Source organism: Streptomonospora litoralis (assembly GCF_004323735.1).
Lineage (GTDB): Bacteria > Actinomycetota > Actinomycetes > Streptosporangiales > Streptosporangiaceae > Streptomonospora > Streptomonospora litoralis.
The window spans coordinates 3801641-3827964 of record NZ_CP036455.1; the positions used below are offsets into that span (position 1 = coordinate 3801641).

16 protein-coding genes and 2 rRNA genes are annotated in these 26324 nt (G+C 70.5%); 6 read left to right on the plus strand and 12 right to left on the minus strand.

The window, feature by feature from the left end; translation table 11 throughout:
• Nucleotides 1-47: 47 nt before the first annotated feature.
• The 7 genes from uvrA to EKD16_RS16025 form a co-directional block, all read right to left on the minus strand.
• Nucleotides 48-2882: an excinuclease ABC subunit UvrA gene (gene uvrA, locus EKD16_RS15995; protein WP_131099124.1), complete on the minus strand. Its 2835-nt coding sequence runs from the start codon at nt 2880-2882 to the stop codon at nt 48-50.
• A gap of 261 nt (nt 2883-3143) precedes the next feature.
• Nucleotides 3144-4172: a TerC family protein gene (locus EKD16_RS16000; protein WP_131099125.1), complete on the minus strand. Its 1029-nt coding sequence runs from the start codon at nt 4170-4172 to the stop codon at nt 3144-3146.
• A 720-nt stretch (nt 4173-4892) separates the two neighbouring features.
• Complete coding sequence (gene recN, locus EKD16_RS16005) at nt 4893-6593, minus strand: DNA repair protein RecN (RefSeq protein ID WP_131099126.1); 1701 nt, start codon at nt 6591-6593, stop codon at nt 4893-4895.
• A gap of 85 nt (nt 6594-6678) precedes the next feature.
• The gene (locus EKD16_RS16010) at nt 6679-7617 is read right to left on the minus strand and encodes an NAD kinase (protein WP_131099127.1); all 939 of its coding nucleotides are present in this window, start codon (nt 7615-7617) and stop codon (nt 6679-6681) included.
• A gap of 366 nt (nt 7618-7983) precedes the next feature.
• The gene (locus EKD16_RS16015; protein ID WP_131099128.1) at nt 7984-8784 is read right to left on the minus strand and encodes a TlyA family RNA methyltransferase; all 801 of its coding nucleotides are present in this window, start codon (nt 8782-8784) and stop codon (nt 7984-7986) included.
• A gap of 417 nt (nt 8785-9201) precedes the next feature.
• Nucleotides 9202-9435 (minus strand): hypothetical protein, encoded by a 234-nt coding sequence (locus EKD16_RS16020; RefSeq protein WP_131099129.1) that lies wholly within the window; start codon nt 9433-9435, stop codon nt 9202-9204.
• Nucleotides 9436-9539: 104 nt separating this feature from the next.
• Nucleotides 9540-10424, minus strand: a complete 885-nt coding sequence (locus EKD16_RS16025; protein ID WP_207391321.1) for a membrane fusogenic activity family protein — start codon at nt 10422-10424, stop codon at nt 9540-9542.
• Nucleotides 10425-10651: 227 nt separating this feature from the next.
• Here EKD16_RS16025 and EKD16_RS16030 point away from each other — a divergent pair, with 227 nt between their 5' ends.
• The 3 genes from EKD16_RS16030 to EKD16_RS16040 all read left to right on the plus strand — a co-directional run bounded on the left by EKD16_RS16030 (nt 10652) and on the right by EKD16_RS16040 (nt 14031).
• Entirely contained in the window at nt 10652-11002 is a 351-nt protein-coding gene (locus EKD16_RS16030) for an SCP2 sterol-binding domain-containing protein (protein ID WP_131099130.1), read from the plus strand.
• A 58-nt stretch (nt 11003-11060) separates the two neighbouring features.
• Nucleotides 11061-12419 (plus strand): DUF1015 domain-containing protein, encoded by a 1359-nt coding sequence (locus tag EKD16_RS16035; RefSeq protein WP_131099131.1) that lies wholly within the window; start codon nt 11061-11063, stop codon nt 12417-12419.
• A 577-nt stretch (nt 12420-12996) separates the two neighbouring features.
• A complete protein-coding gene (locus EKD16_RS16040; RefSeq protein WP_131099132.1) occupies nt 12997-14031 on the plus strand; it encodes an HAD-IIA family hydrolase in 1035 nt (344 codons plus the stop codon).
• 951 nt (nt 14032-14982) lie between these two features.
• Here the strand turns inward: EKD16_RS16040 and EKD16_RS26385 are convergent.
• Nucleotides 14983-15450: a single-stranded DNA-binding protein gene (locus EKD16_RS26385; protein ID WP_131099133.1), complete on the minus strand. Its 468-nt coding sequence runs from the start codon at nt 15448-15450 to the stop codon at nt 14983-14985.
• A 259-nt stretch (nt 15451-15709) separates the two neighbouring features.
• Here EKD16_RS26385 and EKD16_RS16050 point away from each other — a divergent pair, with 259 nt between their 5' ends.
• Nucleotides 15710-16714 carry an MBL fold metallo-hydrolase gene (locus EKD16_RS16050; RefSeq protein WP_242676994.1) on the plus strand — a complete coding sequence of 335 codons (1005 nt, stop codon included), beginning with the start codon at nt 15710-15712 and terminating at the stop codon, nt 16712-16714.
• 52 nt (nt 16715-16766) lie between these two features.
• Here EKD16_RS16050 and EKD16_RS16055 read toward each other — a convergent pair whose 3' ends face one another.
• Entirely contained in the window at nt 16767-17195 is a 429-nt protein-coding gene (locus tag EKD16_RS16055; RefSeq protein WP_131099134.1) for an NUDIX domain-containing protein, read from the minus strand.
• Between the two features lie 337 nt (nt 17196-17532).
• On the opposite strand from EKD16_RS16055, the gene nhaA reads away from it, so the two are divergent.
• Together nhaA and EKD16_RS16065 are read left to right on the plus strand one after the other, a co-directional pair.
• The gene (gene nhaA, locus EKD16_RS16060) at nt 17533-18780 is read left to right on the plus strand and encodes a Na+/H+ antiporter NhaA (protein WP_131099135.1); all 1248 of its coding nucleotides are present in this window, start codon (nt 17533-17535) and stop codon (nt 18778-18780) included.
• A gap of 162 nt (nt 18781-18942) precedes the next feature.
• Complete coding sequence (locus EKD16_RS16065; RefSeq protein WP_131099136.1) at nt 18943-20157, plus strand: NHL domain-containing protein; 1215 nt, start codon at nt 18943-18945, stop codon at nt 20155-20157.
• Nucleotides 20158-20358: 201 nt separating this feature from the next.
• Here the strand turns inward: EKD16_RS16065 and EKD16_RS16070 are convergent, their stop codons facing one another.
• From EKD16_RS16070 to EKD16_RS16080, 3 genes are all read right to left on the minus strand, one after another.
• Nucleotides 20359-21354: a tetratricopeptide repeat protein gene (locus EKD16_RS16070; protein ID WP_242676995.1), complete on the minus strand. Its 996-nt coding sequence runs from the start codon at nt 21352-21354 to the stop codon at nt 20359-20361.
• Nucleotides 21355-22616: 1262 nt separating this feature from the next.
• Nucleotides 22617-22734 (minus strand): 5S ribosomal RNA (rrf, locus tag EKD16_RS16075).
• Nucleotides 22735-22815: 81 nt separating this feature from the next.
• A 23S ribosomal RNA gene (locus tag EKD16_RS16080) occupies nt 22816-25908 on the minus strand.
• Between the last annotated feature and the right edge of the window lie 416 nt (nt 25909-26324).

Here is a 26324-nt window from a genome sequence, read left to right on the forward strand (position 1 = left end):
CTCCTTCACGAGACGGCGCCGAAGCTCGGCGTTCGGCCCTGAGTGGACTATACGATCTGCGCCAGGAAACGCCCCGTGTGGGACTCCTCCACCTTGGCGACCTCCTCGGGGGTGCCGGTGGCGACGACGACGCCCCCGGCCGAGCCGCCCTCGGGTCCCATGTCGATGATGTAGTCGGCGGTCTTGATGACGTCGAGGTTGTGCTCGATGACGATCACCGTGTTGCCGCTTTCGGCCAGCCGGTCGAGCACGTTCAGCAGCTTGCGGATGTCCTCGAAGTGCAGGCCGGTGGTGGGCTCGTCAAGCACGTAGACGGTCCGTCCGGTGGATCGCCGCTGCAGCTCCGAGGCCAGCTTCACACGCTGGGCCTCGCCGCCGGAGAGCGTGGTGGCGGGTTGGCCCAGGCGCACGTACCCCAGTCCGACGTCGTTGAGGGTCTGCATGTGGCGCCGGATCGCCGAGATGGGCTCGAAGAAGTCCAGGGCCTCCTCGATGGGCATGTCCAGCACATCGGCGATGGACTTGCCCTTGTAGTGCACGTCCAGCGTCTCGCGGTTGTACCGGGCGCCGTGGCAGACCTCGCACGGGACGTAGACGTCGGGCAGGAACTGCATCTCGATGCGGATGGTGCCCTCGCCCGCGCAGGCCTCGCAGCGGCCGCCCTTGATGTTGAAGGAGAACCGGCCGGGCTGGTATCCGCGCATCTTGGCCTCGGTGGTCTGCGCGAACAGTTTGCGGATGTGGTCGAAGACGCCGGAGTAGGTGGCCGGATTGGACCGCGGCGTGCGCCCGATCGGGCTCTGGTCGACGTGGACGATCTTGTCGACCTGGTTGAGCCCGTTGACCCGGGTGTGGCGGCCCGGCACGGCTCGGGCGCCGTGCAACTCCTTGGCCAGTGCCTTGTAGAGGATCTCGTTGACCAGGGTGGACTTGCCCGACCCCGAGACCCCGGTGACCGCGGTGAACACGCCGAGCGGGAAGGCGACGTCGATGTCGTGCAGGTTGTTCTCGCGGGCGCCCTTGACCACCAGCTCCTTGCCCTTGACCGTGGGGCGGCGCATCTGCGGCATCTCGATGCGGCGCCGACCGGTGAGGTATTCGCCGGTGATGGAGGTGGTGCTGGCGAGCAGGTCGGCCACGGGCCCGGCTACGACGACCTCGCCGCCGTGCTCACCGGCGCCGGGGCCGATGTCGACGACCCAGTCGGCCTGGCGGATGGTGTCCTCGTCGTGCTCGACCACGATCAGGGTGTTGCCGATGTCGCGCAGCCGGCGCAGGGTCTCCAGCAGCCGGAAGTTGTCGCGCTGGTGCAGCCCGATGGAGGGCTCGTCCAGCACGTAGAGCACGCCCACCAGGCCCGAACCGATCTGCGTGGCCAGGCGGATGCGCTGGGCCTCGCCCCCGGAGAGCGAGCCGGCGGGCCGTTCCAGGCTGAGATAGTCCAGGCCCACGTCGAGCAGGAACCCCAGCCGGGCGTTGATCTCCTTGAGCACCTGGGCGGCGATGACCTGCTCGCGGTCGGTGAGCTGCAGCCCCCGCAGGAACTCGGCGCACTCGCTCAGCGGCAGGGCGCTGACCTCGGCGATCGAAGCGCCGCCGACGGTGACGGCGAGCACGACGGGCTTGAGCCGCCGCCCCGAACACGTGGGGCAGGGAACGCTGCGCATGAACCCTTCGAAGCGCTCGCGCCCGGTGTCGCTCTCGCTCTCGGCGTGGCGGCGCTTGACCCACGGGACGACGCCCTCGAAGGACGTGTAGTAGGAGCGCGTCCGGCCGTAGCGGTTGCGGTAGCGCACGTGCACCTGGGTCTCGTGGCCCTCCAGGAGCGCCTTGCGCCCGGCCTTGGGCAGCCGCTCCCAGGGGGTGTCCATGTCGAAGCCGACGGCCTCGCCCACCGCCTGGATGAGCCGGCCGAAGTACTCCATGGCGTGCCCGCTCGACCACACGGCGATGGCGCCCTCGTTGAGGGTCTTCTCGGGGTCGGGCACCAGCAGTTCGCGGTCGACCTCCATGCGGGTGCCCAGGCCGGCGCAGTCGGGGCAGGCGCCGTAGGGCGAGTTGAAGGAGAACGAGCGCGGTTCGAGCTCCTCGAAGGACAGGTCGTCGTAGGGGCAGTACAGGTGCTCGGAGAACACCTTCTCCCGTTCGGGGGTCCCCTCGGGCTCGTCGACGAAGTCGAGGACGATGGTGCCGCCCGCCAACGGCAGCGCGGTCTCGACGGAGTCGGTCAGCCGCTTCTTCGCCGACTCCTTGACGGTGAGCCGGTCCACGACGACGGAGATGTCGTGCTTCTCGTACTTCTTCAGGGTCGGCGCCTCGTCCAGGCGCACCATCGAGCCGTCGACCATGGCCCGGGTGAAGCCCTTGGTCTGCAGATCCTTGAACAGCTCGGCGTACTCGCCCTTGCGCCCCCGCACGACGGGCGCCAGCACCTGGAACCGGGTGCCCTCGGGCAGCTCCAGCACGCGGTCGACGATCTGCTGCGGGGTCTGCCGGGCGATCTCGCGGTGGCAGCTGGGGCAGTGCGGGATGCCGATGCGCGACCACAGCAGCCGCAGATAGTCGTAGACCTCGGTGATGGTGCCCACCGTGGAGCGGGGGTTGCGGCTGGTGGACTTCTGGTCGATGGAGACCGCGGGCGAGAGCCCCTCGATGAAATCGACGTCGGGCTTGTCCATCTGGCCGAGGAACTGGCGCGCGTAGGCCGACAGGGACTCCACGTAGCGGCGCTGGCCCTCGGCGAAGATGGTGTCGAAGGCCAGGGAGGACTTGCCCGACCCGGACAGGCCGGTGAACACGATCATGGAATCGCGCGGGAGGTCGACCTTGACGTCCTTGAGATTGTGCTCCCGGGCGCCCCGGATCACCAGCTCGTCGGCCATGTGCTTCTTCACCCTTCGGCATCGGCTCGCGCGTGCGCAGGCGCGCGGAAGGCCAGGAAACGTCGACCGCGGATACGCGGGGAACGCTGGAGCGCGGCGCCTCCCGGCGCCGTCGGACCCGGCCTCTTACCGTAACGACTCGGCCCAGGCGAAACTTCCGCCGGCGAGCCGCGCGGCCCGCCCCGTCGGGGCGCCCGCGGCCGCTCCCGGCGAAGTCCGCCGGGAGCGACCACTATAGCCGAACATCCGTTCGAGTGCGGATCATTCGCCCGAGCCGCCGCTCGTGGCGGCTTCGGACTTCTCCGACTCCCCGGAGCCCCGGCCGATGCTGGAGCGGGAGCTGAGCAGGCTGGCGACCACGGTGATGACCATCACACCGAGGATGACGCTCAGCGACAGCCCGATGCCGACCTCGGGCACCGGGACGTTGTTCTCGTGCAGGGCGTGCAGGAACATCTTCACGGCGATGAACACCATGATGGCGGCCAGGCCCCAGCCGATGTAGGCGAGGCGGTCCATCAGCCCGGCCAGCAGGAAGTACAGCTGCCGCAGCCCCAGCAGCGCGAACGCGTTGGCGGTGAACACGATGTAGGGGTCCTGGGTGAGGCCGAAGATGGCCGGGATGCTGTCGACGGCGAAGATCAGGTCGGTCATGCCGATTGCCACGATGACCAGGAACATCGGTGTGACGTGGCGGCGGCCGCCCTGCTTCACGGTCAGGCGTGCGCCGTGGTACTCGTCGGTGACGGGCCACACTCTGCGGACCATGCGCACGGCGAAGCTGTCGCTGTAGTCCTTCTCCTCATCGTCCTGCTTGACGTTGTCGCGGACGATCTTGATCGCCGTGAACAGCAGCAGCGCGCCGAAGAAGTAGAAGACCTCGCTCCAGGCGTTGATGGCCTGGGCGCCGAGCGCGATGAAGATACCGCGCATTACCAGCGCGATGACGATGCCCACGAGCAGCACCTCGTGCTGGTACCTCTTGGGCACCGCGAAGCTGCTCATGATCAGGTAGAAGACGAACAGGTTGTCGACGCTGAGACTCTTCTCGGTGACGAACCCGGCGAAGTACTCGCCGGCCACCGTGCCTCCGCCGACGAACCACAGTCCGAACCCGAACACGATGGCGATTCCGATGTAGAAGACGGCCCACCACGCGGCCTGCTTCATGCCGAACTCGCGCGGACCGGACTTCTTACTCCACGGGTGGTCGACGATGGCCAGGTCGACGACAAGGATCGCGACCATGGCGCCGATCGTGGCCAGCCAAACCCACAGCGGTACGTCCACGGGCTACACCTCCGGTTTCCGTGCCCGCGCCGCGGAGCAGCGGACACACCTGTCCCCCGGAGGTCTTTCCCGCCCGTTGCGGACCCCTCGTGAGAGGGCCCGCATGGACCGGCGGCACCGGGTACCGACTCGTGGGCACCGTGGTGACGACACCGCCGCGTAAGGGATACTCCCCTCACCATTGCCGAGAGTTCCAACGCGCCGCGCTGCGCGATGGTTCCCCGCTTCCGACAATGATGCCATCGACACCGTCCGCGAGGAACAGCGCCGACGGCCCGGATGACGTGTCACTCGTCGCATCCTCCCCCTGGTCATCGCCTGGAACAGCGGGCGCTTCCCGCCGCTAGTCGGCCGCGCGGGGCGGTCGGCGCGCGGTACTCCAATCCGCCGCGCCGCAGTCGGAAACCGGCCCGGTCGGCGCGCCGCGGCCGCCGACCGGGCCACCCGGTCGACCGCGGCGCCCCGCCGGCTCTCCCTATGGCGGGCTCCACCGCGCAACACGGGAAACGGAGCCAGCCGTCGCGGCGCCTGGCCCGACCCCTGTGACCCCGCATGCCGCAACCGGCACACGGCCGCCCTTGCACCACCACTGTCCCCGAACAGCGCTGCTAAGCGCACTACCGGAAGGTCGAGCGGTCAGCGACACGATCTCCCGCGGCCACCGGACGCACGAGCGCGGGCGGGGCGGTTGGCTCGGCCGATTCAGGGCCGCGGCCCCGGTCAGCCCTCCCGGTCGGCCGAGGCGATGGTAAGCAGTTCCTCTGCGTGGGCGCGGCCGAGTTCCGAGTCCTCCAGGCCGGCCAGCATGCGCGAGAGCTCGCGGGTGCGGCCGTCGCGGTCCAGGCGGGTGACGCCGCTTTCGGTGACCGTCCCTTCGCTGGACTTCTCCACCACCAGGTGGGCGTCGGCGAAGGCGGCGACCTGGGGCAGGTGGGTGACGACGATGACCTGGGAGCTGCGGGCCAGGCGCGCGAGGCGGCGGCCGATCTCGACGGCCGCCTTGCCGCCGACGCCCGCGTCGACCTCGTCGAACACGAACGTGGGAACGGGGTCGGCGCCGGCGAAGACGACCTCGATGGCCAGCATGACGCGGGAGAGCTCACCGCCGGAGGCGCCCTTGTGCAGCGGCAGCGGCGGAGCGCTGGGGTGCGGCGCCAGCAGCACCTCGACGTCGTCGCGGCCGTGCGGCCCGAACTCCTCGCCGGTGCTGATCCTGACACTGACGCGGGCGTGCGGCATCGCCAGGGCGGTCAGCTCGTCGGTGACCGCGGTGCCGAAGTCCTCGGCGGCCTGGGAGCGCAGCGCGGTCAGCTCGTCGGCGAGGCCGGCGAGCTTCTCCTGCAGCTCGGCCTCCTCGGCGCGCAGAGCCTCGATGCGGTCGTCGTCGCCTTCCAGGTCGGCCAGGCGCTTCGCGGCGTCCTCGGCCCAGGCCAGGATGTCGTCGGTGGTCTCGCCGTACTTGCGGGAGAGCTGGCCGAGCAGCGAGCGGCGCTCCTGCACGGCGGCCAGGCGGGCGGGGTCGGCCTCGACCGATTCGGAGTAGGAGGCGAGCTCGGTGGCGGCGTCGCTGAGCACGTAACTGGCCTCGTCCAAGCGGTCGGCGAGGGCGGCCAGCGCCGTGTCGTGCTCGCGCACCGCGGTGAGCGCCTGGCGGGCGGCGGCGAGCAGGCCCACGACGTCGGCTTGGATCTCGGCGGCGGGGTCGCCGGTGAGGGCCTCGTGGGCCGTGGTGGCGGCCATGCGCAGCGAGTCGGCGTGGGCCAGGCGGGTCTCCTCGGCGAGGAGTTCGGCGTCCTCGCCGGAGACGGGTTCGGCCGCGGCGATCTCCTCGGCGCCGAACCGCAGCATGTCGGCCTCTTGGGCGCGTTCGCGCGCCTGGGTGGTGAGCTCCTCCAGCGTGGCGGCCACCTCGCGGTGGCGGCGGTAGGCGGCGGTGTAGGTCTTCAGGGCCTTGGCGAGCGGATCGCCGGCGAAGCGGTCGAGCGCGGCGCGCTGGCGCTCCGGCCGCAGCAGCCGGTGCTGGTCGGACTGGCCGTGCACGGCGACGAGGTCGTCGGCGAGGTAGGCCAGCACGCTGACGGGTGCCGAGCGCCCGCCCATGCTCGCCCGCGAGCGGCCCTCGGCGGAGACGCTGCGGGTGAGGATCAGCACATCCTCATCCAGTTCGCCGCCCGCCTCGGCGACGCGTTCGGCCACACGGCCCTCGGTGGACACGGTCAGCCGGCCTTCGACGGTCGCGCGGTCGGCGCCCGGGCGGACCCGCTGCGGATCGGCACGACCGCCGAAGAGCAGCCCCAGTCCGGTCACCACCATGGTCTTTCCGGCGCCGGTTTCACCGGTGACGACGGTGAGACCGGGCGACAGCTCCAGGACGGCGTCGTCGATGACACCGAGACCTCGGATGCGGACTTCTTCGAGCACCGAATCCTCTCCTGCTCACCATTGGCGTGCTTGCCCTGCGGGCGCGCTCCCGCGGGGGCGCACCGTCCGCGTCCACCCCGGCGGGCTAGGCGTCGTACTCGGCACGCCCGCGCCAGCCGGCGACCGGTAGGGCGAACTTCGCCACCAGCCGGTCGGTGAACGGCGCCCGCTGCAGGCGCGCGAGGCGGACCGGCACCTCGGCGCGCGTCACCTCGATTCGCGCCCCTGCGGGCAATTCGACCATACGGCGTCCATCGCACCAGAGCACGCCCGCGGTGGTCCCGGGGACGACCTCGAACGCGACGGTGGATTCGGGTGAGACGACGATGGGCCGCGCGAACAGGGCGTGGGCGCTTATCGGGGTGATCACCAGTGCCTCCACCTCCGGCCAGACGATCGGTCCGCCCGCGGAGAACGCGTGCGCCGTGGAGCCCGTGGGAGTGGCGCACACCACACCGTCGCAGCCCCAGCGGGACAGGGGGCGCCCGTCGATCTCCAGGACCATGTCCAGCATGCGCCGGGCGTTGGCCTTCTCCAGCGTGGCCTCGTTGAGCGCCCAGGTGCGCACCGGTGGATCGGTGGCGTGGCGGCCCCCGTTGTAGACGGCGACGTCGAGGGTCATCCGTTCCTCGACCTCGTAGTCGCGGTCGACGACGCTGCGCACGGTGGCGCCCAGGTCCTCGCGCTCGGCCTCGGCGAGGAAGCCGACGTGGCCCAGGTTGACGCCCAGCAGCGGGGCGCCTGCGGGACGGGCGATCTCGGCTGCGCGCAGCAGCGTGCCGTCGCCGCCCAGCACCATGACGATCTCGACCCCCTCGGCGGCGTCGATGCCGCCTACCGCCTCGACGGGGTCGAGGTCGCAGCCGGCCAGTTTCAGCTCGTCGACCTCCGAGGCGAGCATCCGCACGGTCAGCCCCGCCTCGGTGAGGCTGCGGTGGACCAGCTCGGCACTGCGGGTGGCCGCGCCGCGGCCGGTGTGGGCCAGTAGCAGTACGCTGCGTGCGTCCGCTCCGGGGCTGGTCATCGGGTCTCCTCAACTTCGCCTGGCAACACCGCCTGGAAGGCCGGGCGCGGTTCATGCAGCGGACGCGACCGGCCGTGCGGCCCCCCGCGGCACCGGCTCACACCGGCCGAGCCACGCTACCCGTCGCGGGCGAGCGTGTCCCGTAACGACGTTATCCACATCCGCGCCCGCGGGGTGGTGGGAGCGGGGAAAGCCCGGTTGACTCGATGTATGGACACAGGATCCGCCACTGCGCTCGGGGTGCCCGCCCGAGCGGTCGGCGCAGCCGGCGCGGTGCGCGCGTGCGCACGTGTGACCGGCCGCGGGCATGCGCGCGGGCGCGCGGCCCGCCCCGCGGCGCGCTCGGCGCCGCGTCCGGCCGCGACGTTACTGCGGGCCCTCGGCTACGGCGCTGTGCAGGCGCTCCTCGGCCAGCGGCGGCGCGTCCGCACGCAGCCAGAGGAAGTACTCCACGTTGCCGGAGGGGCCGGGCAGCGGGCTGGCCGCAACACCGGCGGTGCCCAGGCCCAGCGCGCGGGCGCTCGCGGCCACGGTGCGCACCGCTTCGGCGCGCAGGCCGGGATCGCGCACCACCCCGCCCGAGCCCACCCGCTCTCGGCCCACCTCGAACTGGGGCTTGACCATCATCGCGAAGTCGGCGGCCGGCTCGGCGCAGCGCACCAGGGGCGGCAGCACCAGAGTCAGCGAGATGAACGACAGGTCGCCCACCACCAGGTCGGGCTGCGGCGTGCCAACCTGCTCGGGCACCAGTTCGCGCACGTTGCACCGCTCCAGCACGGTCACCCGCTCGTCGCTGCGCAGCGACCACGCCAGCTGGCCGTACCCCACGTCGACCGCCACCACCGAGTCGGCTCCACGCCGCAGCAGCACCTCGGTGAATCCGCCGGTGGATGCTCCGGCATCCAGGCATCGCCGCCCCGCGGCCTCGATTCCGAACGCGTCCAGCGCGCCCACCAGCTTGTGCGCGCCGCGCGAGACATAGCCGGGCTCGTCCTCCGGCTCCTTCACCACGATCGCCTGGTCCAATCCGACCTGGGTCGCCGCCTTGCCCGCCGGCACGCCGCCGACGAGCACATGCCCGCCCTCGATCAGCTCGCCCGCGTGGCCGCGCGAGCGCGCGTGGCCGCGGCGGACGAGTTCGGCGTCCAGTCGACTGCGCCTGACCATGGGAAACGCGTGCACCCGCCTTCCGGGGATATTCGTGGATGCCCCGGCGCCGGGGCGGTGCGGCGCGCGCACCGCCGCCGTGGTGCGCGCCCGCTCGCGTGGGCGCGGGCGGGACGGGGGCGGACGCCGCCGGGGCCGCCGCCGACCCTGCGGCAGAGTGCGGCTTCGGCAGCCACAGCATACGAGACGGCACGTCACCGGCTCCGACGAGTGGCCGGGAGTGCCGGGGGCGGCGCTCTCCGGTCGGCCCGCTGCCGCCCCGCGCCGCACTGCACGGTCTCGGCTCCGCCCGGCAGATCGACAAGGCCGCCCAGCACGCCCGGGCCGCCTCCGCCGCGGACCCCGATCAGTGCCCGCGGCCACCGACGGCGGACGCGAAGTACCCGGCGGCGCCGGCGAAAGCTCGGTGATTCGGCGTCAGCCGCGGGGACCGTCGTCCTGCTCCAGGCCGCTGAGGACCGTCGAGAGCTCCTGGTGCAGCTCGTCGAAGACGGCGACGTGATCGGCGGTAGGCAGGTCGTCGAGGGCCGCGAGGCGTTCGCGTGCCCTTTGCAGCGTGCGCTCGGCGATCCCCGCCGCCTGCTGCTCCGCCGTGGCCGCCTGCGCGGCTCCGGCCGTGTCCGTCGGGCCCGGGGGGGTTGCGTCCGTCACTTCCGCGCCGCCCTTCGTCTGTGCGCGCATTGCCGTGCTGTCACCGCGCAGCCGACCCGCTGCCGCGGCACCGGACCCATTGTGCGGTTCCGGACAGACTGCGGCTATTGGTCGTTCTGCGTGCCGTTCTTACCACGACTTCCGGTGCGCTTGGCGGCGGTGTTCTTGGTCGCGGTACCCCCGCGGCCGGATGTGGACTTGGACTTGCCGGACTGCTGCTGGTTCTTGGCCGCGGATCCGGTCTTACGCTTGGCCCCCTGGCCGCCACCCGAACCCGTGCTCCGGCTTGAGGAGCCCCCCGACGCGGGCTGCCGGGCCGCGGCGCCCTCTTCCGCACCGCCGGCATCGTCGGCACCGCCCGCCGCCTGCACGGGCGGGTCACCGCGGCCCGCGGGCTCAGCCGCGCCGCCGTCGTCCGCCGACGCCTCCGCGTCCGCGCGGTCCGAGCGGTCCACGCCGCCGCGCGGTTCGGCGGCAGCATCCTCGTCCGTCCCGGATTCGGCCACCGCTTCCTCGGTCGCCCCGCCGCCCGCCGCGGAAACCGCATCCCCGTCCCGCACCATCGGCACCGCCGCCTCCGCCCCGGCGTGGTCGGGCGCCGACGGCTCGGCCGGCGCCGGACGCGGCAGCGAGCGCTGGGCGGCCAGGCGGCGCTCCAGTTCGGCGACGCGGCGGGCGAGCCGATCGTAGTCGGTCCGGCTGACGACGTCGAGCCGCTCCAGGGCACGCTCCACCTCGCTGCTGATCAGCGTATTCAGCGCCTGCCGGTTCGCCTCCCCGGCCTCCATCAGTTCGCCCGCCAGCGTCTGGATGGGAGAACCGGTGCGAGGTGCGGACTCGGACGTCTCGCCCGAGGGCGACCCGGGGGACGGCGGACGCTCGTCGCCGGCTTTCAGAATGACCTTGGCAGCGGCCACGGCGCGTTTGCGCGTCAGCTCGGTGAGGCCGTTGACGGCATCGAAGTAGGCGCGCACCGCGTCGACGACCATGGTGACTTGCTCCTTGTGGGTGCTTGAAAAGCGGAAGAAATGCCGGTGCCACAGCGGGGGGGGGACGCAGGCGTCAACGCTACCGGGCGTCCGGGCGTCTCGGGCGCGACTTCGCAGGGTCGGGGCGGTTTTCGGTCCTTGGGCGGCGGCGCGGCGCCGGCGCGGGGATGCAGCGGGCCCGGGGCGACCTGCGGTGCCCCGGGCCGCGTCTGGTGCATGATGGTGCCATGGCCAGTGTTGAGGAGTGCCGGACGGCGATCGACAAGGTATCCGGGCGCATCATGGAGGTCGACGCGGCCGACCGGCGCAGGCACATCGTCGAACGCACCGTCAGCGTCACCGTCAGCGACCTGGACACCGCCTTCGACATGCGGTTGACCGTGGACGGGCTCCAGGACATCACCCGGCGGGAGTCCGGCGCGCGCTCCCAGCGGGCGCAGGTGGGTATCACCGCCTCCAGCGACGACCTCGTCGCGTTGGCGGAGGACCGGCTGGACTTCAGCAAGGCCATGTTCAGCGGACGGGTCAAACTCGACGCGAGCTTCGGCGACCTGATGCGGCTGCGCAAACTGCTGTGAGCGCCCGCACCCCGTCGCGAACCGCTGAGAGCCGACCACCGGCGGGTATCGTGCCAGCGTGCGGACACACGCGGGCGAGTACGCCCTTGAGTTGGCGCCGCTGCGCGGGCTGCGCTACGCCGATCCCGACGCCGGCCGGCTGCTGGACTCGCCCGACTTCGACATCGCCCTGGCGCTGGCACCGCCTTACGACGTCCTCGACGCCGCGTCCTTCGCCGACCTCACCCGCGCCGAACCCCGCAACGCCGCCCGGCTGACCCTGCCGCCCGTGACCGTGGGCCAGGAAGTGGGCTACGGTCCGCCCATCACCGCAGCCGACCGCTACGCGGCCGCCGCGCGCACCCTGCGGCGCTGGATCGCCGAGGGCATCCTGGTCCGCGACCCCGCGCCCGCCCTCTACGTCTACGAACAGACCCTGCCCGAGGGTCGGCGCCAGCGCGGGCTGATCGGAGCCCTGCGGCTGCCCGACCCGTCCAGCCCGGTGGTGCGCCCCCACGAGGACGTCGCCCCCGGACCCGTCGTCGACCGCGCCCGGCTCATGGCCGCCACACAGGCCAATCTCGAACCGATCCTCCTGCTGTACCGCGGAGGGAACGGCGCCGCCGCGCAGATCACCGACGCCGTCGCCGCCGAGTGGCCGCATCCGCTGGTGGACACCGTCACCGGCGACGGCGTGTCCCACCGGCTGTGGGCCGCCACCGAAGCCGCGCTGCACCGCGAGATCGCCGCCGACCTGGGCGCGCGCACGGCTCTCATCGCGGACGGCCACCACCGCTACGCGGCCTACCAGCGCCTGAAGGCGCGCCGCCACGGGCCGGGGCCCTGGGACCACGGCCTCGCCCTGCTGGTCGACTCCGACGGATCGCCGCCGCACCTGGGCGCCATCCACCGGGTGCTGCGGGGCGTCGACGTCGACGCCGCCGTCGCGGCCGCAGCCGAGGTCGCCGCGGCCATGCCCATGCCGCGCGCATCGGCAGCGCCCTCCTGCGCCGGGACCGCGCCGGCGGGCGGCGTGTCCCGAGGCGGCGAGGGGCCCGCGCTGGTGCTGGCGGACCCGCGGCCGGAGCGCAGGTGCTACCTGCTCCGGCCGGACCCGCGGCGGCTGGCCGACGCGTTCCCCGACCGCTCCCCCGCCTGGCGGGCGCTGCCCACCGCGGCTCTCTCCTATCTCCTGGCCGTGTGGGGCGTCTCCGAGGGTGATGTGGAGTTGGTGCACGACGACCCCGCCGCCGCGGTCGCCGCGGCCCGGCCCGGCACCGACACGGCCGTCCTGCTGGATCCCGCAGCGGTCGACGACGTCTACGCCATCGCCTCCGGCGGCGAACTGACCCCCCGCAAGACGACCTCTTTCGGCCCCAAACCGCGGACGGGCCTGGTCATGCGCGGAGTCGACACGCCCCGCAGCCTGCGCGGCTGAGCGGCTTGCGGGGCGCACGGACGGGAGCAGCGGGCGGTCGCCGTTGAGCTCCGCGGGCCCGGCGACGATCGCGCGGCCGCTGTGGATGCAGCAGCCGACCTCGGCTGTGGTGTCCCGCCCGGGTCGGTTCGCGGTCCCCCGACGGTGTGCCCGAGGGGCGCAGCGCCGCCGGAGGGTCTGCATGGTCGAGGGGAGTTTTCCGGACCGGCTGCGAGCTGCGAACGAACCTTCGCGGGACTCCGGGAGTGGGCCAGCGGGGGGGTTGCGGCGATGATGTTCGAGGGGCGCGAAGCGGACCAAGCCCCATTGCCGCAACCTGCTGTAGTGGCGGCCTCGCACATGGTTTGCCGGAGGTACCTCCGGCGGAGCCGGACACCTGCGTCGTCCCCGCCGGTGGCACCGACAAGCTCCCGGGACATCACATCTAGGCTTGGACGACGCGGTCGGGTGACCGTGCGCCTCCGGGCAGCCTGTGTGTGAACGGTTGGGGCGCCGGGGCGGCGCCCCGACCCGGCGGCCTGCCGAACGCGGTGCAGCGACCGCGGCCGTCCCGATCGAGACCGGTGACAGGAGAGGCATGACTTCAGGCACGACCCTGCTGGGCGCCGAGCGCCCGCTGAACGCACTTTACGACGCGGCCCTCCTCGATCTCGACGGTGTCGTCTACATCGGTTCGCGCGCCGTTCCCGCGGCGCCCGAGGCCGTCGACAAGGCGCGCGCCGCCGGCATGCGCGTGGCCTTTGTAACCAACAACGCGGCGCGGACCCCGGCCCGCACCGCCGAACGGCTCAGCGAGATAGGCGTCGCAGCGAAACCGGAGGACGTCGTCACCTCGGCGGAGGCGGCCGCGCGATTGGTGGCCGAGCGCGTCCCCTCCGCATCGGCGGTCCTGGTGGTGGGCGACACGGGTCTGCGGTCGGCGCTGCGCCACCACGGGCTGCACCCCGTCTCGGTGGCCTCCTACCGGCCGGCGGCTGTCGTGCAGGGCTATTCGCCCCGGCTGAGCTACGACCTCATGGTGCAGGGCGCGCTCGCAGTGGCCGCCGGCGCCCTGTTCGTGGCCACCAACAACGACACGACGGCTCCGCTGGACTTCGGCGTGCAGCCGGGCAACGGCTCGGCCGCACGCGTCATCGCCCACGCCACCGGCCGAGAGCCGCTGGTGGCGGGCAAACCCATGCGGCCCCTGCACGAGGAGGGCGTACTGCGGACGGGCGCCGAAACGCCGATCGTCGTGGGCGACCGGCTGGACACCGACATCGAAAGCGCCACCACACGCGACACTGCCAGCCTGCTCGTACTCACCGGAGTGACGACGCCCGCCGAAGCGGTCGCCGCCCCGCCCCAGCACCGGCCTTCCTTCCTCTCCTGGGACGTCTCGGGGATCAACCAGGTCCACCCCGAAGTGCGTACCGCCCCTGCCGAAGCCGCCTGCGGCGGATGGACCGCCACCCTGCAGGACGGCCGCCTGCGACTGTCGGGGCAGGGCGACCGGATCGACGGCCTGCGCGCCCTGTGCTCGTGCGCGTGGTCGGCCCATCCCGAGAGCCCCGTCCCCGAAGGCACCGCCGACGCTGCACTCGCCGACCTGGGACTTTCGGCCGACGACTGACCGCGTTTCGGGGCCGGTGTCCAAACCGCCGCGGACACCGCCCGTCGCGTCGGCGACCAATGCAGGCGGCTGCGGCGTGCGGCTCGGGTCCGCTGTGCGGTCTTGGGGGCCTCGGCGCCGGGTGGGATCCAGGTGTCCTGGACAAGAAGCGGCGGCAACGGCAGGAGGCGGCTCTCCTCCACAGCGGCGCCATCCCGCTCCCCGAGCCGGGCGGAGGCGCGCCGCCGGTATCCGCCGGGGCAAGGTCGGCCCCGCCCCTTCACATAGACGGCGATCTTGTACTTGCAGTCACTTTCGGCGGCGGCGTGTCGTTACTGAAAGTACAAGATCGTTTCGTGAATCCCGGCAAAACGGGTACATGGGCGTCCTGGATGAACCGGTCGGCTCCGCCCCGGCGGGCAGTCCGGACATAACGTCGCACCACCGCCCGCGGACGGGCCCGACGTTCGCCGAGACTGCCTCTGGAGTCGATCTCGGCGCCGAAACCGGCCCCAGCGACAGTCTCGGTGGCCCCGAGGGGCGGACCGCTCCACCGAACCGGCGGAACAGGCGCACGGGTCGGCGGCGCCGCACGCCCGACCATCCGCCCACAGACTCGGTGATCGCCTGCCGGGGTCCCTCTGCTGCCGTTACCGCCCTCGTCGGGTGGCTGAGCGTCCGCGAACAGGCGCGGCGATCGTCCACCCGGCCCAGGCCGCCCACCGCCCGGCAGGCCGCAAGGTCGCACAGCAGACCGCGGCCGCCTCCCACCGACCGCCGTAACCGGCGTGCACGCGGCCCCGGTGACCGCAGGCGCAACCATCGTCCGTACTCCCTGCTGCCGTTGCGCCGGACGATCCCATGGCCGCCCGCCGTCAAGGCCGTCCGGCAGCCGCGGGGCGCCGCACGGGCATGAACGGCGGCCCGTGCCGGGCGGTGCGGGATCGCGCCGCCCGGCACGGACGCGGCCACTCAGCGGGACGATTCGACCGGCGGCGCAGGGGTGGCGGGGCAGCGGCTGATGCGCTGCACGGCGCGGGCCTCGATCTCGACCACGCTCGCCGATCCCTTCGGCGACCTCCAGAAACGCCGCCGCAGTGAGCCGCTGACCTGGACGGTGTCACCGATCCGCCACTCGCGGGTACGCTCCTCGATCGCCTGCTGGAAGCTCACGCAGGTGATGGGATCGGAGGACTGGTTGGGGCGCTGCTGGGCGCGGGCCCGCGCGATCGAGATGCGCCAGGTGGTGAGGCGGTCGCCGCTGGCCAGTTCGCGGACGTAGGGCTCGGCGGTGACCCGTCCGGCGACGACGACCTCGTTGCGGTGGCCGCCTTCGCGCTCGTGCCGACCGGCGGAGCCGGGTGCCGGGGTGACCGCGGCGGCCTTGCCGGCGGGAACGGCTGCGGAGGCGGAGGTGGCCGTGGTACTGGTGTCGGGCATGGTTCCTCCTGCGTAGGACACTCGAAGGTCCGGGTAGCGGCTGCCGGACCGCCGGAGCGGACCGGCCGGGCTATTCCAGAATCGGCCGTGCGCACCCACTGCCGAAAGCGCGATCCGCGCCCTGTGGAAAACTCGAGGTCTCCGGCTGCGGCTACCCCGGCGGCCTTCGGCGAGCGTGCCGTGAACTAGATTCGGCAGGCGCCGCCCGACCGGCGGACGGGACGGGAGCGCACTCCCGCAAGAAAGGCAAGGAGGCCAGGTGCACGACGACGTGGAGCCCGACGCACTCCCCAGCGGGATCACCGACCTGGGCGACGACATCTTCGCCATCGACACCCGCATGGCCGGCTATCCCGGCATCACCTCCAGCTACCTGATCCGCACCGAGCGCCCGTGCGTCGTCGAGGTGGGGACCGCCGGGTCCGCTTCGGTGCTGCGGGACTCGCTAGAGGCGCTGGGCGTCGGCGCACACGACCTGGCCACCGTCGTGGTGACACACATCCACCTCGACCACGCCGGCGGCACCGGCGACATCGCGACGATGTTCCCCGACGCCGAGATCGTCGTCCACGAGAGGGGTGCGCGCCACCTCGCCGATCCCACCCGTCTGATGCGCAGCGCCCGGATGGTCTGGGGCGACCGGCTCGACGTGCTCTTCGGCGACCTGCGCCCCACCGACGCCGCCCGCATCCGCGCGGTCGCCGAGACCGGCGAGGTCGACCTGGGCGGCGGGCGCCGCCTGGTCAGCCACTACACGCCAGGTCACGCCAAGCACCACGTGGGGCTGGCGGACACCGCGACGGGCGACCTCTACGTCGGCGACGCGCTCGGCGTCTACAACCCCGCAACCGGCGACGTCCGCCCGGCCACCCCGCCGCCCGACTTCGACCTGGACGCCGCCCTCGCGTCGCTGCGGCTGTTCGGCGACATCGCGCCGCGACGGCTGATGTTCTCGCACTTCGGTCCCGTCGATGCGGTCGGTGAGACGCTGGCAAGCGCCGAGGAGGAGCTGCGCGTCTGGGTGGAGACGGTGCGCGGCGCCCGCGCCGACTCTCCCGACCTCGATCACGCGGTGGCGATGGTGCGCGAGCACGTGCTGAGCCGCTACCGCCCCGCCGCCGACACCGCCTCCGCCGAATCCGCTCAGGTCATGGACGTCCTCAGCGGAGTGGACAGCAATGTCGCCGGTATCACGCACTGGTTGGACCGGGTCGCCGCCGAACAGCGGGAGGCGGCGGATCCCCGGGACGGCGGGCGCGGCTGATCCCGCTCGCTCCCGCCGCGCACCGGCTCGCCGGCTCGGGCCCTTCGGACACTCACGGGGCACCGGGCAGGCCGAGGCTGCGCAGCAGATGGGCGTAGATGCCGTCGTCCCAGGAAAGTTCGGCGGGCAGCACGTCGAACTCCCGGACCTCCTCGGTCTCGAAATCTCCGTTCAGCGGTCCGCGCGCGGCCACCTGGGCGTGCGTGACGACCGTGGTGTGTCCGTTCGCAAGTACGTAGTAGCCGTCGACGTGGACTTCCCCGAGTTCCGCCCCCGCCTCCTCGCGCGCCTCGCGGCGCGCCGTGGCCTCGACGCCCTCGCCCGCTTCGGCGTGCCCTCCGGGGAACTCCCAGGCGCGCCGCCGATGGCGCACCAGGACCGGCCGCTCACCGGCGAACAGCAGGCACACCACCGAGTCGTGGCGGGTCGGCACGCTCGCTAGATACACGGCGGCGCCGTTCAGCGGGGGATACGGTGTCATCGGGTCGGACCTCGTCGTCGGCGGACACGGCGATCGGCCTCCGCCCGAGTGCGGTAGCGCCCGGCTCCGGTGCCCGCCCCGACATAGGGTGCGCGGCGCGCCCGCGCCGCGGCCGAGGTGTCCGCCCCGGTGAAGGCCGTGCAATCGTATTCTCATACAATTCAGGAACCCCCTGTTCAACCGGGCTAGCACAACTCGGATGAACTGGGATGACTTGGACAGATGCCGCGTCATACGGCAAGGTTGTCCAGGCGAAGTCGCAACGACACGCATGGTGTGCCGGGAAGTCTGGTCGGCGGTGTGCTGCAACGCGTAGAGACGACTCGGGAGTTCGACCATGGTGACGAAGACGGGCGTGCGCGCGCTCGCCGACGCCCTCCGCAAGGATGCCGTAGGCGGTTTTCTACTGATCGGCGCCGCCCTCGTGGCGCTCGTCTGGGCCAATTCGCCCTGGTCGGGACTGTACGAGGCCATCCGCGGCTTCGAGTTCGGCCCGTCCGCGCCGCTGCACCTGGACCTGAGCATGGAGGCCTGGGCCGCCGACGGCGTCCTCGCGCTCTTCTTCTTCATCATCGGCGCCGAACTCAAACAGGAGTTCGTCCACGGTGAGCTGCGCAACCCGCGCCGCGCCATGCTGCCCATCGTCGCGGCAGCCGGCGGCATGATCGTGCCGGCCTTGGTCTACACCGGCTTCAACCTCACCAACCCCGAGGGCCTGTCCGGCTGGGGCATCCCCATGGCCACCGACATCGCCTTCGCACTGGCCATCCTGGCTATCATCGGCAGGCACCTGCCGCCGGCCCTGCGCACGTTCCTGCTGACGCTGGCCATCGTGGACGACCTCGGCGCGATCCTCGTCATCGCCGTCTTCTACACCGACGACCTGCATTTCCTCTCCCTGATCGGCGCGCTGGCGCTGCTGGTGGTCTTCGGCTACCTCCAGCGCGGCAAAGGGTTCGCCGCCGCCCTGGACCGCTCTTCGGTGCCCAACTGGATCGTCTACGTGCCGCTGGCGTTTCTGATCTGGGCGCTGATGCACGAGAGCGGTGTGCACGCGACCATCGCCGGTGTGGCCATGGGCATGCTGATGCGCACCACCATCGCCGAGGGCGAGCACGAGTCGCCGCTGCACCGCGCCGAGCACATGCTGCGCCCCTACTCCACGGGCCTGGCCCTGCCGATCTTCGCGCTCATGTCGGCCGGGGTGGCCTTCGGCGGCCTCAGCCAACTGATCACCGACACCGTCGCGCTGGGCGTCTTCTTCGGCCTCGTAGTCGGCAAGCTCGTCGGCATCGTGGGAGGTGCCTGGATCACCACCCGGCTCACCCGCGCCGAACTCAACCCCACCCTGAGCTGGTGGGACATCGCCGGCATGTCGGTGCTCGCCGGAATCGGTTTCACGGTGTCCCTGCTGATCACCGAACTCGCCTTCCCAGGCGGGCAGGCCATGCTGGAGAACGCCAAGGGCGGTGTGCTGCTGGCGTCCCTGGCGGCGACGATCCTCTCCGCCGGCGTACTCGGCTGGCGCAGCGCGCACTACCGGCGCACCCAGGAGTCCGACGAGGTCGGGGCGCGCGAAACCTGAGGTCGCACCGGGTCGGCGGCTGCGTCGGCACGGCGCCCCCGCACACTGAGCAGGGCGCATGCCGGTGGCCAGCACTTATGGGATGAATGGCCAGGCGGTATTGGGGTACCTTGACCGTATTCCGCCCGCCGCCCCCGCGCCTTCTCTCGGAGGATCCGACCGATGCCTTCCGGCCGCCCGGCCGCCAGCACCCGCCGCGAGGCCGGGGTGCCACGGCCGGGCGCGCTGCGGCGCATCGGCGCCTTGATCCTGCTGGCGGTGCTGGCACCGACCGGCTGCGGAGCCCCCGTGCAGGCCGACGGGCCCGGCGTCATCGAGACCGTCGCGGGCACCGGCGAGCCCGGGTGGCTCGGCGGCGGTTACTCCGGCGACGCCGGCGACGCCGAGAACGCACGCCTGAATGCGCCCCACGCCCTGACGTTCTCCGCCGACGGCACCCTCTACATCGCCGACAACGACAACAACCGGATCCGCAGCATCGACCCCGACAGCGGCACCATCAACACGGTCGCCGGCGGCGGGAGCAAGGACTGGGCGCGGGCCGAAAGCGCCACCGCCGCCGCCCTGCCGCCGGTCACCGATCTCGCGGTCGGCGCCTACGGCGACACCCTCTACATCGCCTCGATGCTGGAGAACCAGGTGGCCGCGGTCGACCTTACCGAAGGCAGCTTGCGGATACTCGCGGGCCGCGAGGACGGCGGCGCGGCCGATGTGAAACCGCGCCGGATGGAGCGCCTGAACGGGCTGTGGTGGCCGACCGGCGTCGACGTGGGACCCGACGGGACCCTCTTCATCGCCGACAGCGGCAACGGCCGCATCGTGGCGGTCGGCCACCACAAGACGCGGGGCGAGGGACCCCCCGACCCACAGCACGTGCGGGTGGTCGCCGGCACCGGTACGAAGACGCCCGACGGCGCCGACGGCGGCAACGGCGGACCCGCCACACAGGCGTCGTTCCGGGAACTGGGACGCCTCGCCGTCGACAGCGACGGTTCCATCTACTTCGTCGACAGCCCTCGCGGCCTGCGCAAGGTCGACGGTTACGAACACACCGTCACCGACGCATGGCGCCCGCGGCTGCCGCGGCGCCCCGAGGCGCTGGCCATCGATCCGCGCGAGAACACCCTGTTCGCCGCCGACGCGTCAGGCAACCGCGTGCTCGCCTTCGTACCAGGTCGGCGCTCGCCCGTCATCGTCGCCGGCACCGGTGCGCAGGGCTTCACCGGCGACGGCGGCCCCGCCGCCCGGGCCAGACTCGACTCCCCCAGCGGCGTCGCCGTGAGTCCCTCGGGGGACCTCTACATCGCCGACACCAACAACCACCGCATCAGGGTCGTCCACGACGTACGCGCCACGATCGACCACCCGCCGACCTGAGCGGCGCCTGTCGCGAGCGCCGCGGAGCCGACGCGCGCAATCCACTCGACCTGTCGCGTCGGCCGGCGTCCAGCGTTCGTGCATCCATGGGCTCATCGTCACCGATCGCGGCTGAAAACACCCCCGGTATCCGGCGCACGGCAGAACCGTGCCGGGCTCGCCGCGAAGGCAGCCCAACAGCGAGGGATCCGCCCCGCCGGGTCAGGAGCCGGTTCCGGCGTCCTCTTCCGGGGATCCGGCATCCCGCTCGGTGCCGACGGCCGCCGACCGCTCGTGCCCGGTCTGCGGCACAGAAGCGGGCCCGCCGGGGGAACCGCTCGCATGTTCGGTTACGTCGTCCCCGTCGGGGTCCGAGGAAGCCCGGGCCCGGCTGTAGTCGGCCGCGTCGGCGCCGCCTTCCTCGTCTTCGCCTGCCGCGGACGATGCCGACTGGTCGGACACCCCCGGACTCTCATCAGACCGCTCGGGCTCCTCGCCCGTGAAGAGGTCCTCGGCATCGGTCCAGACGACGTCCTCTCCGACGTCGACGATCTGGACACCCTCCATCTCCGCCAAGCGCTCGTCGGCGTCGGTCAGCGACTCCCGGTCTACCGAGGAGGCGCGGGCGAAGTACTCGCGGGCGTCCTTCCTGCGCCCGACTTCCAGGCAGGCGTCCGCGTAGGCGTAGAACAGGCGCGCCACCCACGGACGGGCCCGCCGCTCCTTCAGCTCGGGCACTTGCAGCTCGACGACGGCCGCCTCGGGCTGCCCGAGGTCGCGTCGGGCTCCGGCGGCGACGATGCGCAGTTCGATCCGGCTCTCGGTGGGGAGGTCGGCGGCGGCGGGGTCCCGGACGATCTCCAGCGCCCGCTCCGGGCGCCCCAGGCCGCGTTCACAGTCGGCGATCACCGCGAGAAAGTCGTCGCGTCCGGTCATGCGCCTGGCCGCACGGAGATCCGAGAGGGCTTCCTGCCACTTGCCGACGGTGTATGCGGCGATGCCCGCGGACTCGCGCACGACACCCATCCGGGAGGCTCGGCGACGGGCGAAGGCGGCGTGCTCGTAGGCGCGTTCCGGTTCCTCGTCCAGGAGCCGACCGGCCGCCACCATGTGCCGTCCGACGACCTCGGCGAGGGACTTCGGGAGACTCAGCAGCTCATCGCGGACATCCGAATCGAGCTGGTCGAAGGAGACGTCGTCGGGCAATGCAGGGCCCACCTCGCGAGGTTCCCGCTGCTGCCGGCCCTCCGAACCGCCTTGGCCGCCCCGGCCGCCGCCCGGTCCGCGCTGAGGACGGCCGCCGCCGTCCCGGCGGTCCCGCTCGGAGCGACCACCGAAACGGCGGTCCTGCGACCGGCCACCGGACCGGTTGTCCTTGCGGCGGTCACCGTCGCCCCGGGATTGGCTCCCACGCTCATCCCGCTGGGCTCCGCCTTCGCGACGCGGTCGGCCGGAGCCGCCGCCGCTGTCACCGCGGCGTCCGGATCCGCCACCGGACGAGCCGCCGAACCGGCCGGACCCCCGGCCGCCTCCGCCCCCGTCGCCTCTGCCTCCGCCGTCGCGCCCGCCGCGGAAGCCGCCGGAACGACCGCCGCCGCGCGCGCCTCCGGAACGGGGGCGCCCCCCGTTGCCCGCGCCTCGGCCGCCGCTCGGACCACCGGACCCGTGGCCGCCTCCAGAGTTGCGTGCTCCCGAGCCGTCCCGGCTCCCGCGGCTGTCGTCACTCATGCTTCCGTCCGTAAACAGTAAAAGCGCTGCCACTCTCCAGTAGCAGCGCGTTGTTCATCCCAGGTATCCCACTCTACCGGCATACCGGCGGCGCAACCGACCTCGACAGCCCCCGTCCTACCTCTGGGCAACCCACAGGTGCCGCTGAGACCGCTCTAGTCGGGTGCACATGTGCGCACCCGCGTCCTGCCCAAGGCGGGATCACTCATCTGCCGGTGATGGAGGCGAAGACCGCGTTCGGGAACCGTCCGCCGACCCGGTAAGCCCGAACAGCGCCCTCGCCGGCCTGCTCACCGCCTCGCCGACGCGTTCCGCCGTTGAACTCCCAGATGACCCCGCGTATCGACACCTGTACGTGCACCCGGCTACCTTCCTGCCCTTCTTCCGACGGTGAAGCCGGAAGGCCTTCCCTTGCGGGTCGACGCCGCTCCTCCGACCGGCTACCGGACTCCCAGAATGCTGCATTCCGTTTCCACTGGGATTCAGCCGACCCGGAAACGGAATCATCGGGAATACTGCGGCTCTTCCGACGCTGATGACGGTACAGCAAGAGGCGCCCGCGCGAGGCGGTTTTCGTCGACTTAGGCCTGTGAACCGCCGCAGGGAACCAGGAGTGCAGGCGCCTTATCGAGCCGATGCCTGTTCCGGCAGCACCCGGGGGTGGATCTCCTGTCCAGCGTCTCATTATACGGACTGGTTTCGGGCATAAAAAATGGGGGGCTCCGCCGAAACGGAACCCCCCACCAAAAGAAATGCGGCGGCAACCTACTCTCCCACCCCCACCATGGAGGCAGTACCATCGGCGCAAAGAGACTTAACGACCGGGTTCGGAAAGAGACCGGGTGTGACCCTCCCGCTATCACCACCGCAAACCAACACCCCACCCCACACACCACAGCATGCGGAACAGGGAAAACCTGTGAACAATGTGCGCGAACACCCAGCATCCGTGGCGGACAAGCCCTCGGCCTATTAGTACCGGTCAGCTCCACCCCTCACAAGGCTTCCACACCCGGCCTATCAACCCAGTCATCACCTGGCAGCCTTACCCCCACCACAGGGCAGGAGACCTCATCTCGAAGCAAGCTTCCCACTTAGATGCTTTCAGCGGTTATCTCTCCCGAACGTAGCCAACCAGCCATGCCCCTGGCGGAACAACTGGCACACCAGCGGTTCGTCCGTCCCGGTCCTCTCGTACTAGGGACAGCCCTCCACAAGTCTCCAACGCGCGCAGCGGATAGGGACCGAACTGTCTCACGACGTTCTAAACCCAGCTCGCGTGCCGCTTTAATGGGCGAACAGCCCAACCCTTGGGACCAACTCCAGCCCCAGGATGCGACGAGCCGACATCGAGGTGCCAAACCATCCCGTCGATACGGACTCTTGGGGAAGATCAGCCTGTTATCCCCGGGGTACCTTTTAGCCGTTGAGCGACGCCGCTTCCACACGCCGGCGCCGGATCACTAGTCCCTGCTTTCGCACCTGCTCGACACGTCCGTCTCACAGTCAAGCTCCCTTGTGCACTTACACTCACCACCTGATTGCCAACCAGGCCGAGGGAACCTTTGGGCGCCTCCGTTACCCTTTAGGAGGCAACCGCCCCAGTTAAACTACCCACCAGACACTGTCCCCGAACCGGATCACGGCCCAAAGTTAGATGCCCGAAACAGCCAGAGTGGTATTTCACCAACGCCTCCACCACCACTGGCGTGGCGGCATCACCGGCTCCCACCTATCCTACACAAACCATCCCAAACACCAATGTCAAGCTATAGTGAAGGTCCCGGGGTCTTTCCGTCCTGCTGCGCGAAACGAGCATCTTTACTCGTAGTGCAATTTCACCGGGCCCGCGGTTGAGACAGCGGGGAAGTCGTTACGCCATTCGTGCAGGTCGGAACTTACCCGACAAGGAATTTCGCTACCTTAGGATGGTTATAGTTACCACCGCCGTTTACTGGCGCTTAGATTCCCAGCCTCACACCAAAGTGCTAACCAGTCCTCTTAACGTTCCAGCACCGGGCAGGCGTCAGTCCGTATACAGCGTCTTACGACTTCGCACGGACCTGTGTTTTTAATAAACAGTCGCTTCCCCCTGGTATCTGCGACCCCACCCAGCTCCGGACGCACAGTCCATCACCAGACGGGGCTCCCCTTCTCCCGAAGTTACGGGGACAATTTGCCGAGTTCCTTAACCACGGTTCACCCGAACGCCTCGGTATACTCTACCTGACCACCTGCGTCGGTTTCGGGTACTGGCCGCACACGCACTCGCTAGAGGCTTTTCTCGACAGCACGGGATCACTCACTTCACCAAAACGGCTCGGCATCACGCCTCACCCACATAACAGGGCAGGGATTTACCACCACCCCGGGCTACACGCTTACCCCCGGACAACCACCGCCGGGTAGAGCTACCCCACTGCGTCACCCCATCACTTGCCTACACACCCCTCGGACCCCAGACCGGAACAGCCGCAACCGCCCGAAGGCGGAAACAGCCACCAGCATGGTTAGCATCAGGGCTATCAACACGGGCGCACGCGCACGGGTACGGGAATATCAACCCGTCATCCATCGACTACGCCTGCCGGCCTCGCCTTAGGTCCAGACTCACCCTGGGCGGATCAACCTGCCCCAGGAACCCTTAGTCAATCGGCGCCGGAGTTTCCCACTCCGGTCTCGCTACTCATGCCTGCATTCTCACTCGCACACCCTCCACCACCCGTCACCAGGCGGCTTCACCGGAGTGCACGACGCTCCCCTACCAACCACACCACAAGGTGCGGCTCCACAGCTTCGGCGGTGTACTTCAGCCCCGCTACATTATCGGCGCAGAATCACTTGACCAGTGAGCTATTACGCACTCTTTCAAGGATGGCTGCTTCTAAGCCAACCTCCTGGTTGTCTCAGCAACTCCACAACCTTACCCACTTAGCACACCCTTAGGGGCCTTAGCTGATGATCTGGGCTGTTTCCCTCTCGACCACGGAGCTTCTCCCCCGCAGTCTCACTGCTGCGCTCGCTCCACCGGCATTCGGAGTTTATCTGACGTCAGTAACCCGGTCAGGCCCATCAGCCAAACAGTAGCTCTACCTCCAGGGAGCACCACACAACGCTGCACCTAAATGCATTTCGGGGAGAACCAGCTATCACGGAGTTTGATTGGCCTTTCACCCCTACCCACAGCTCATCCCCCAGGTTTTCAACCCTGGTGGGTTCGGGCCTCCACGAAGTCTTACCTCCGCTTCACCCTGGCCATGGGTAGATCACCCCGCTTCGGGTCCACAGCATGCGACTCATGCGCCCTCTTCAGACTCGCTTTCGCTACGGCTACCCCACCCGGGTTAACCTCGCCACACACCACGACTCGCAGGCTCATTCTTCAAAAGGCACGCCATCACCCCACACCCAAGTGAAGCTCTGACGGCTTGACAGCACACGGTTTCAGGTACTCTTTCACAACCCCTCACCGGGGCACTTTTCACCTTTCCCTCACGGTACTCGTCCACTATCGGTCACCAGGACGTATTCAGGCTTGACAGGTGGTCCTGCCGGATTCACACGGAATTCCTCGGGCTCCGCGCTACTCGGGAGTATGCCCCATGCGCCGTGCCCCACCTTCACCTACGGGACTCTCACCCGCTCCGGTACCGCATCCCAACGGCTTCGGCTAGCGAAACACACGCGCACCCCGGGCCGGCAGACCCGAGACAGACACATCCCACAACCCCACGCACGCAACGACTGCCGTCTATCCCACGCACGCGGTTTAGCCACCATCCCCGTTCGCTCACCACTACTAGGGGAATCACTGTTGTCTTCTCTTCCTGCGGGTACTGAGATGTTTCACTTCCCCGCGTCACCACCAACCGCCCTATACATTCAGACGGCGGCAACCCGACACGACTCGGGCTGGGTTCCCCCATTCGGACACCCGCGGATCACAGCTCGGTTGACAGCTCCCCGCGGCCTATCGCGGCCTCCCACGTCCTTCATCGGCGCCTGGTGCCAAGGCATCCACCGTATGCCACTCATACTTGGCCACCACAGATACAAGATGCTCGCGCACACTATCCACAAATCAAAACACCCGCCACACACCCAGCCACAACCCGCCGGCACCGCACCAGCCGGAGACAACCTCCAGCCCCGCAGCACCGCACCGCACCGCAGCACCAGCCGCCCACCACCGAAGAGACCAACCTCTCCAGCAGCCCACCCCCACACAAGAGGGGGCCCGCGACCGGCCACCACCAAACGGCACCGGGTCTTCACCGGGGTGGCCCGGGGGAGAACAACCAGTGCGGCTGCTCCCTCAGACACCCAACAGCGCGTGTCCACTCCATGCACCACCCCGACACCCGGCCCCCTCGACCACGCGACCGCACACAGCGATCGCCGACGAGACGAACCGGCACCGTGCCGGGTCCACTTTTCGAGTCCGCCGGCCACACGACAAA

Coding starts and splice junctions, on each gene's coding strand:
- EKD16_RS26385 (WP_131099133.1), bottom strand. CDS start 15,450: ATGCCCGACACCAGTACCACGGCCACCTCCGCCTCCGCAGCCGTTCCC.
- EKD16_RS16010 (WP_131099127.1), bottom strand. CDS start 7,617: ATGACCAGCCCCGGAGCGGACGCACGCAGCGTACTGCTACTGGCCCAC.
- EKD16_RS16040 (WP_131099132.1), top strand. CDS start 12,997: ATGACTTCAGGCACGACCCTGCTGGGCGCCGAGCGCCCGCTGAACGCA.
- EKD16_RS16030 (WP_131099130.1), top strand. CDS start 10,652: ATGGCCAGTGTTGAGGAGTGCCGGACGGCGATCGACAAGGTATCCGGG.
- nhaA (WP_131099135.1), top strand. CDS start 17,533: ATGGTGACGAAGACGGGCGTGCGCGCGCTCGCCGACGCCCTCCGCAAG.
- EKD16_RS16055 (WP_131099134.1), bottom strand. CDS start 17,195: ATGACACCGTATCCCCCGCTGAACGGCGCCGCCGTGTATCTAGCGAGC.
- EKD16_RS16025 (WP_207391321.1), bottom strand. CDS start 10,424: ATGGTCGTCGACGCGGTGCGCGCCTACTTCGATGCCGTCAACGGCCTC.
- EKD16_RS16065 (WP_131099136.1), top strand. CDS start 18,943: ATGCCTTCCGGCCGCCCGGCCGCCAGCACCCGCCGCGAGGCCGGGGTG.
- uvrA (WP_131099124.1), bottom strand. CDS start 2,882: ATGGCCGACGAGCTGGTGATCCGGGGCGCCCGGGAGCACAATCTCAAG.
- EKD16_RS16015 (WP_131099128.1), bottom strand. CDS start 8,784: ATGGTCAGGCGCAGTCGACTGGACGCCGAACTCGTCCGCCGCGGCCAC.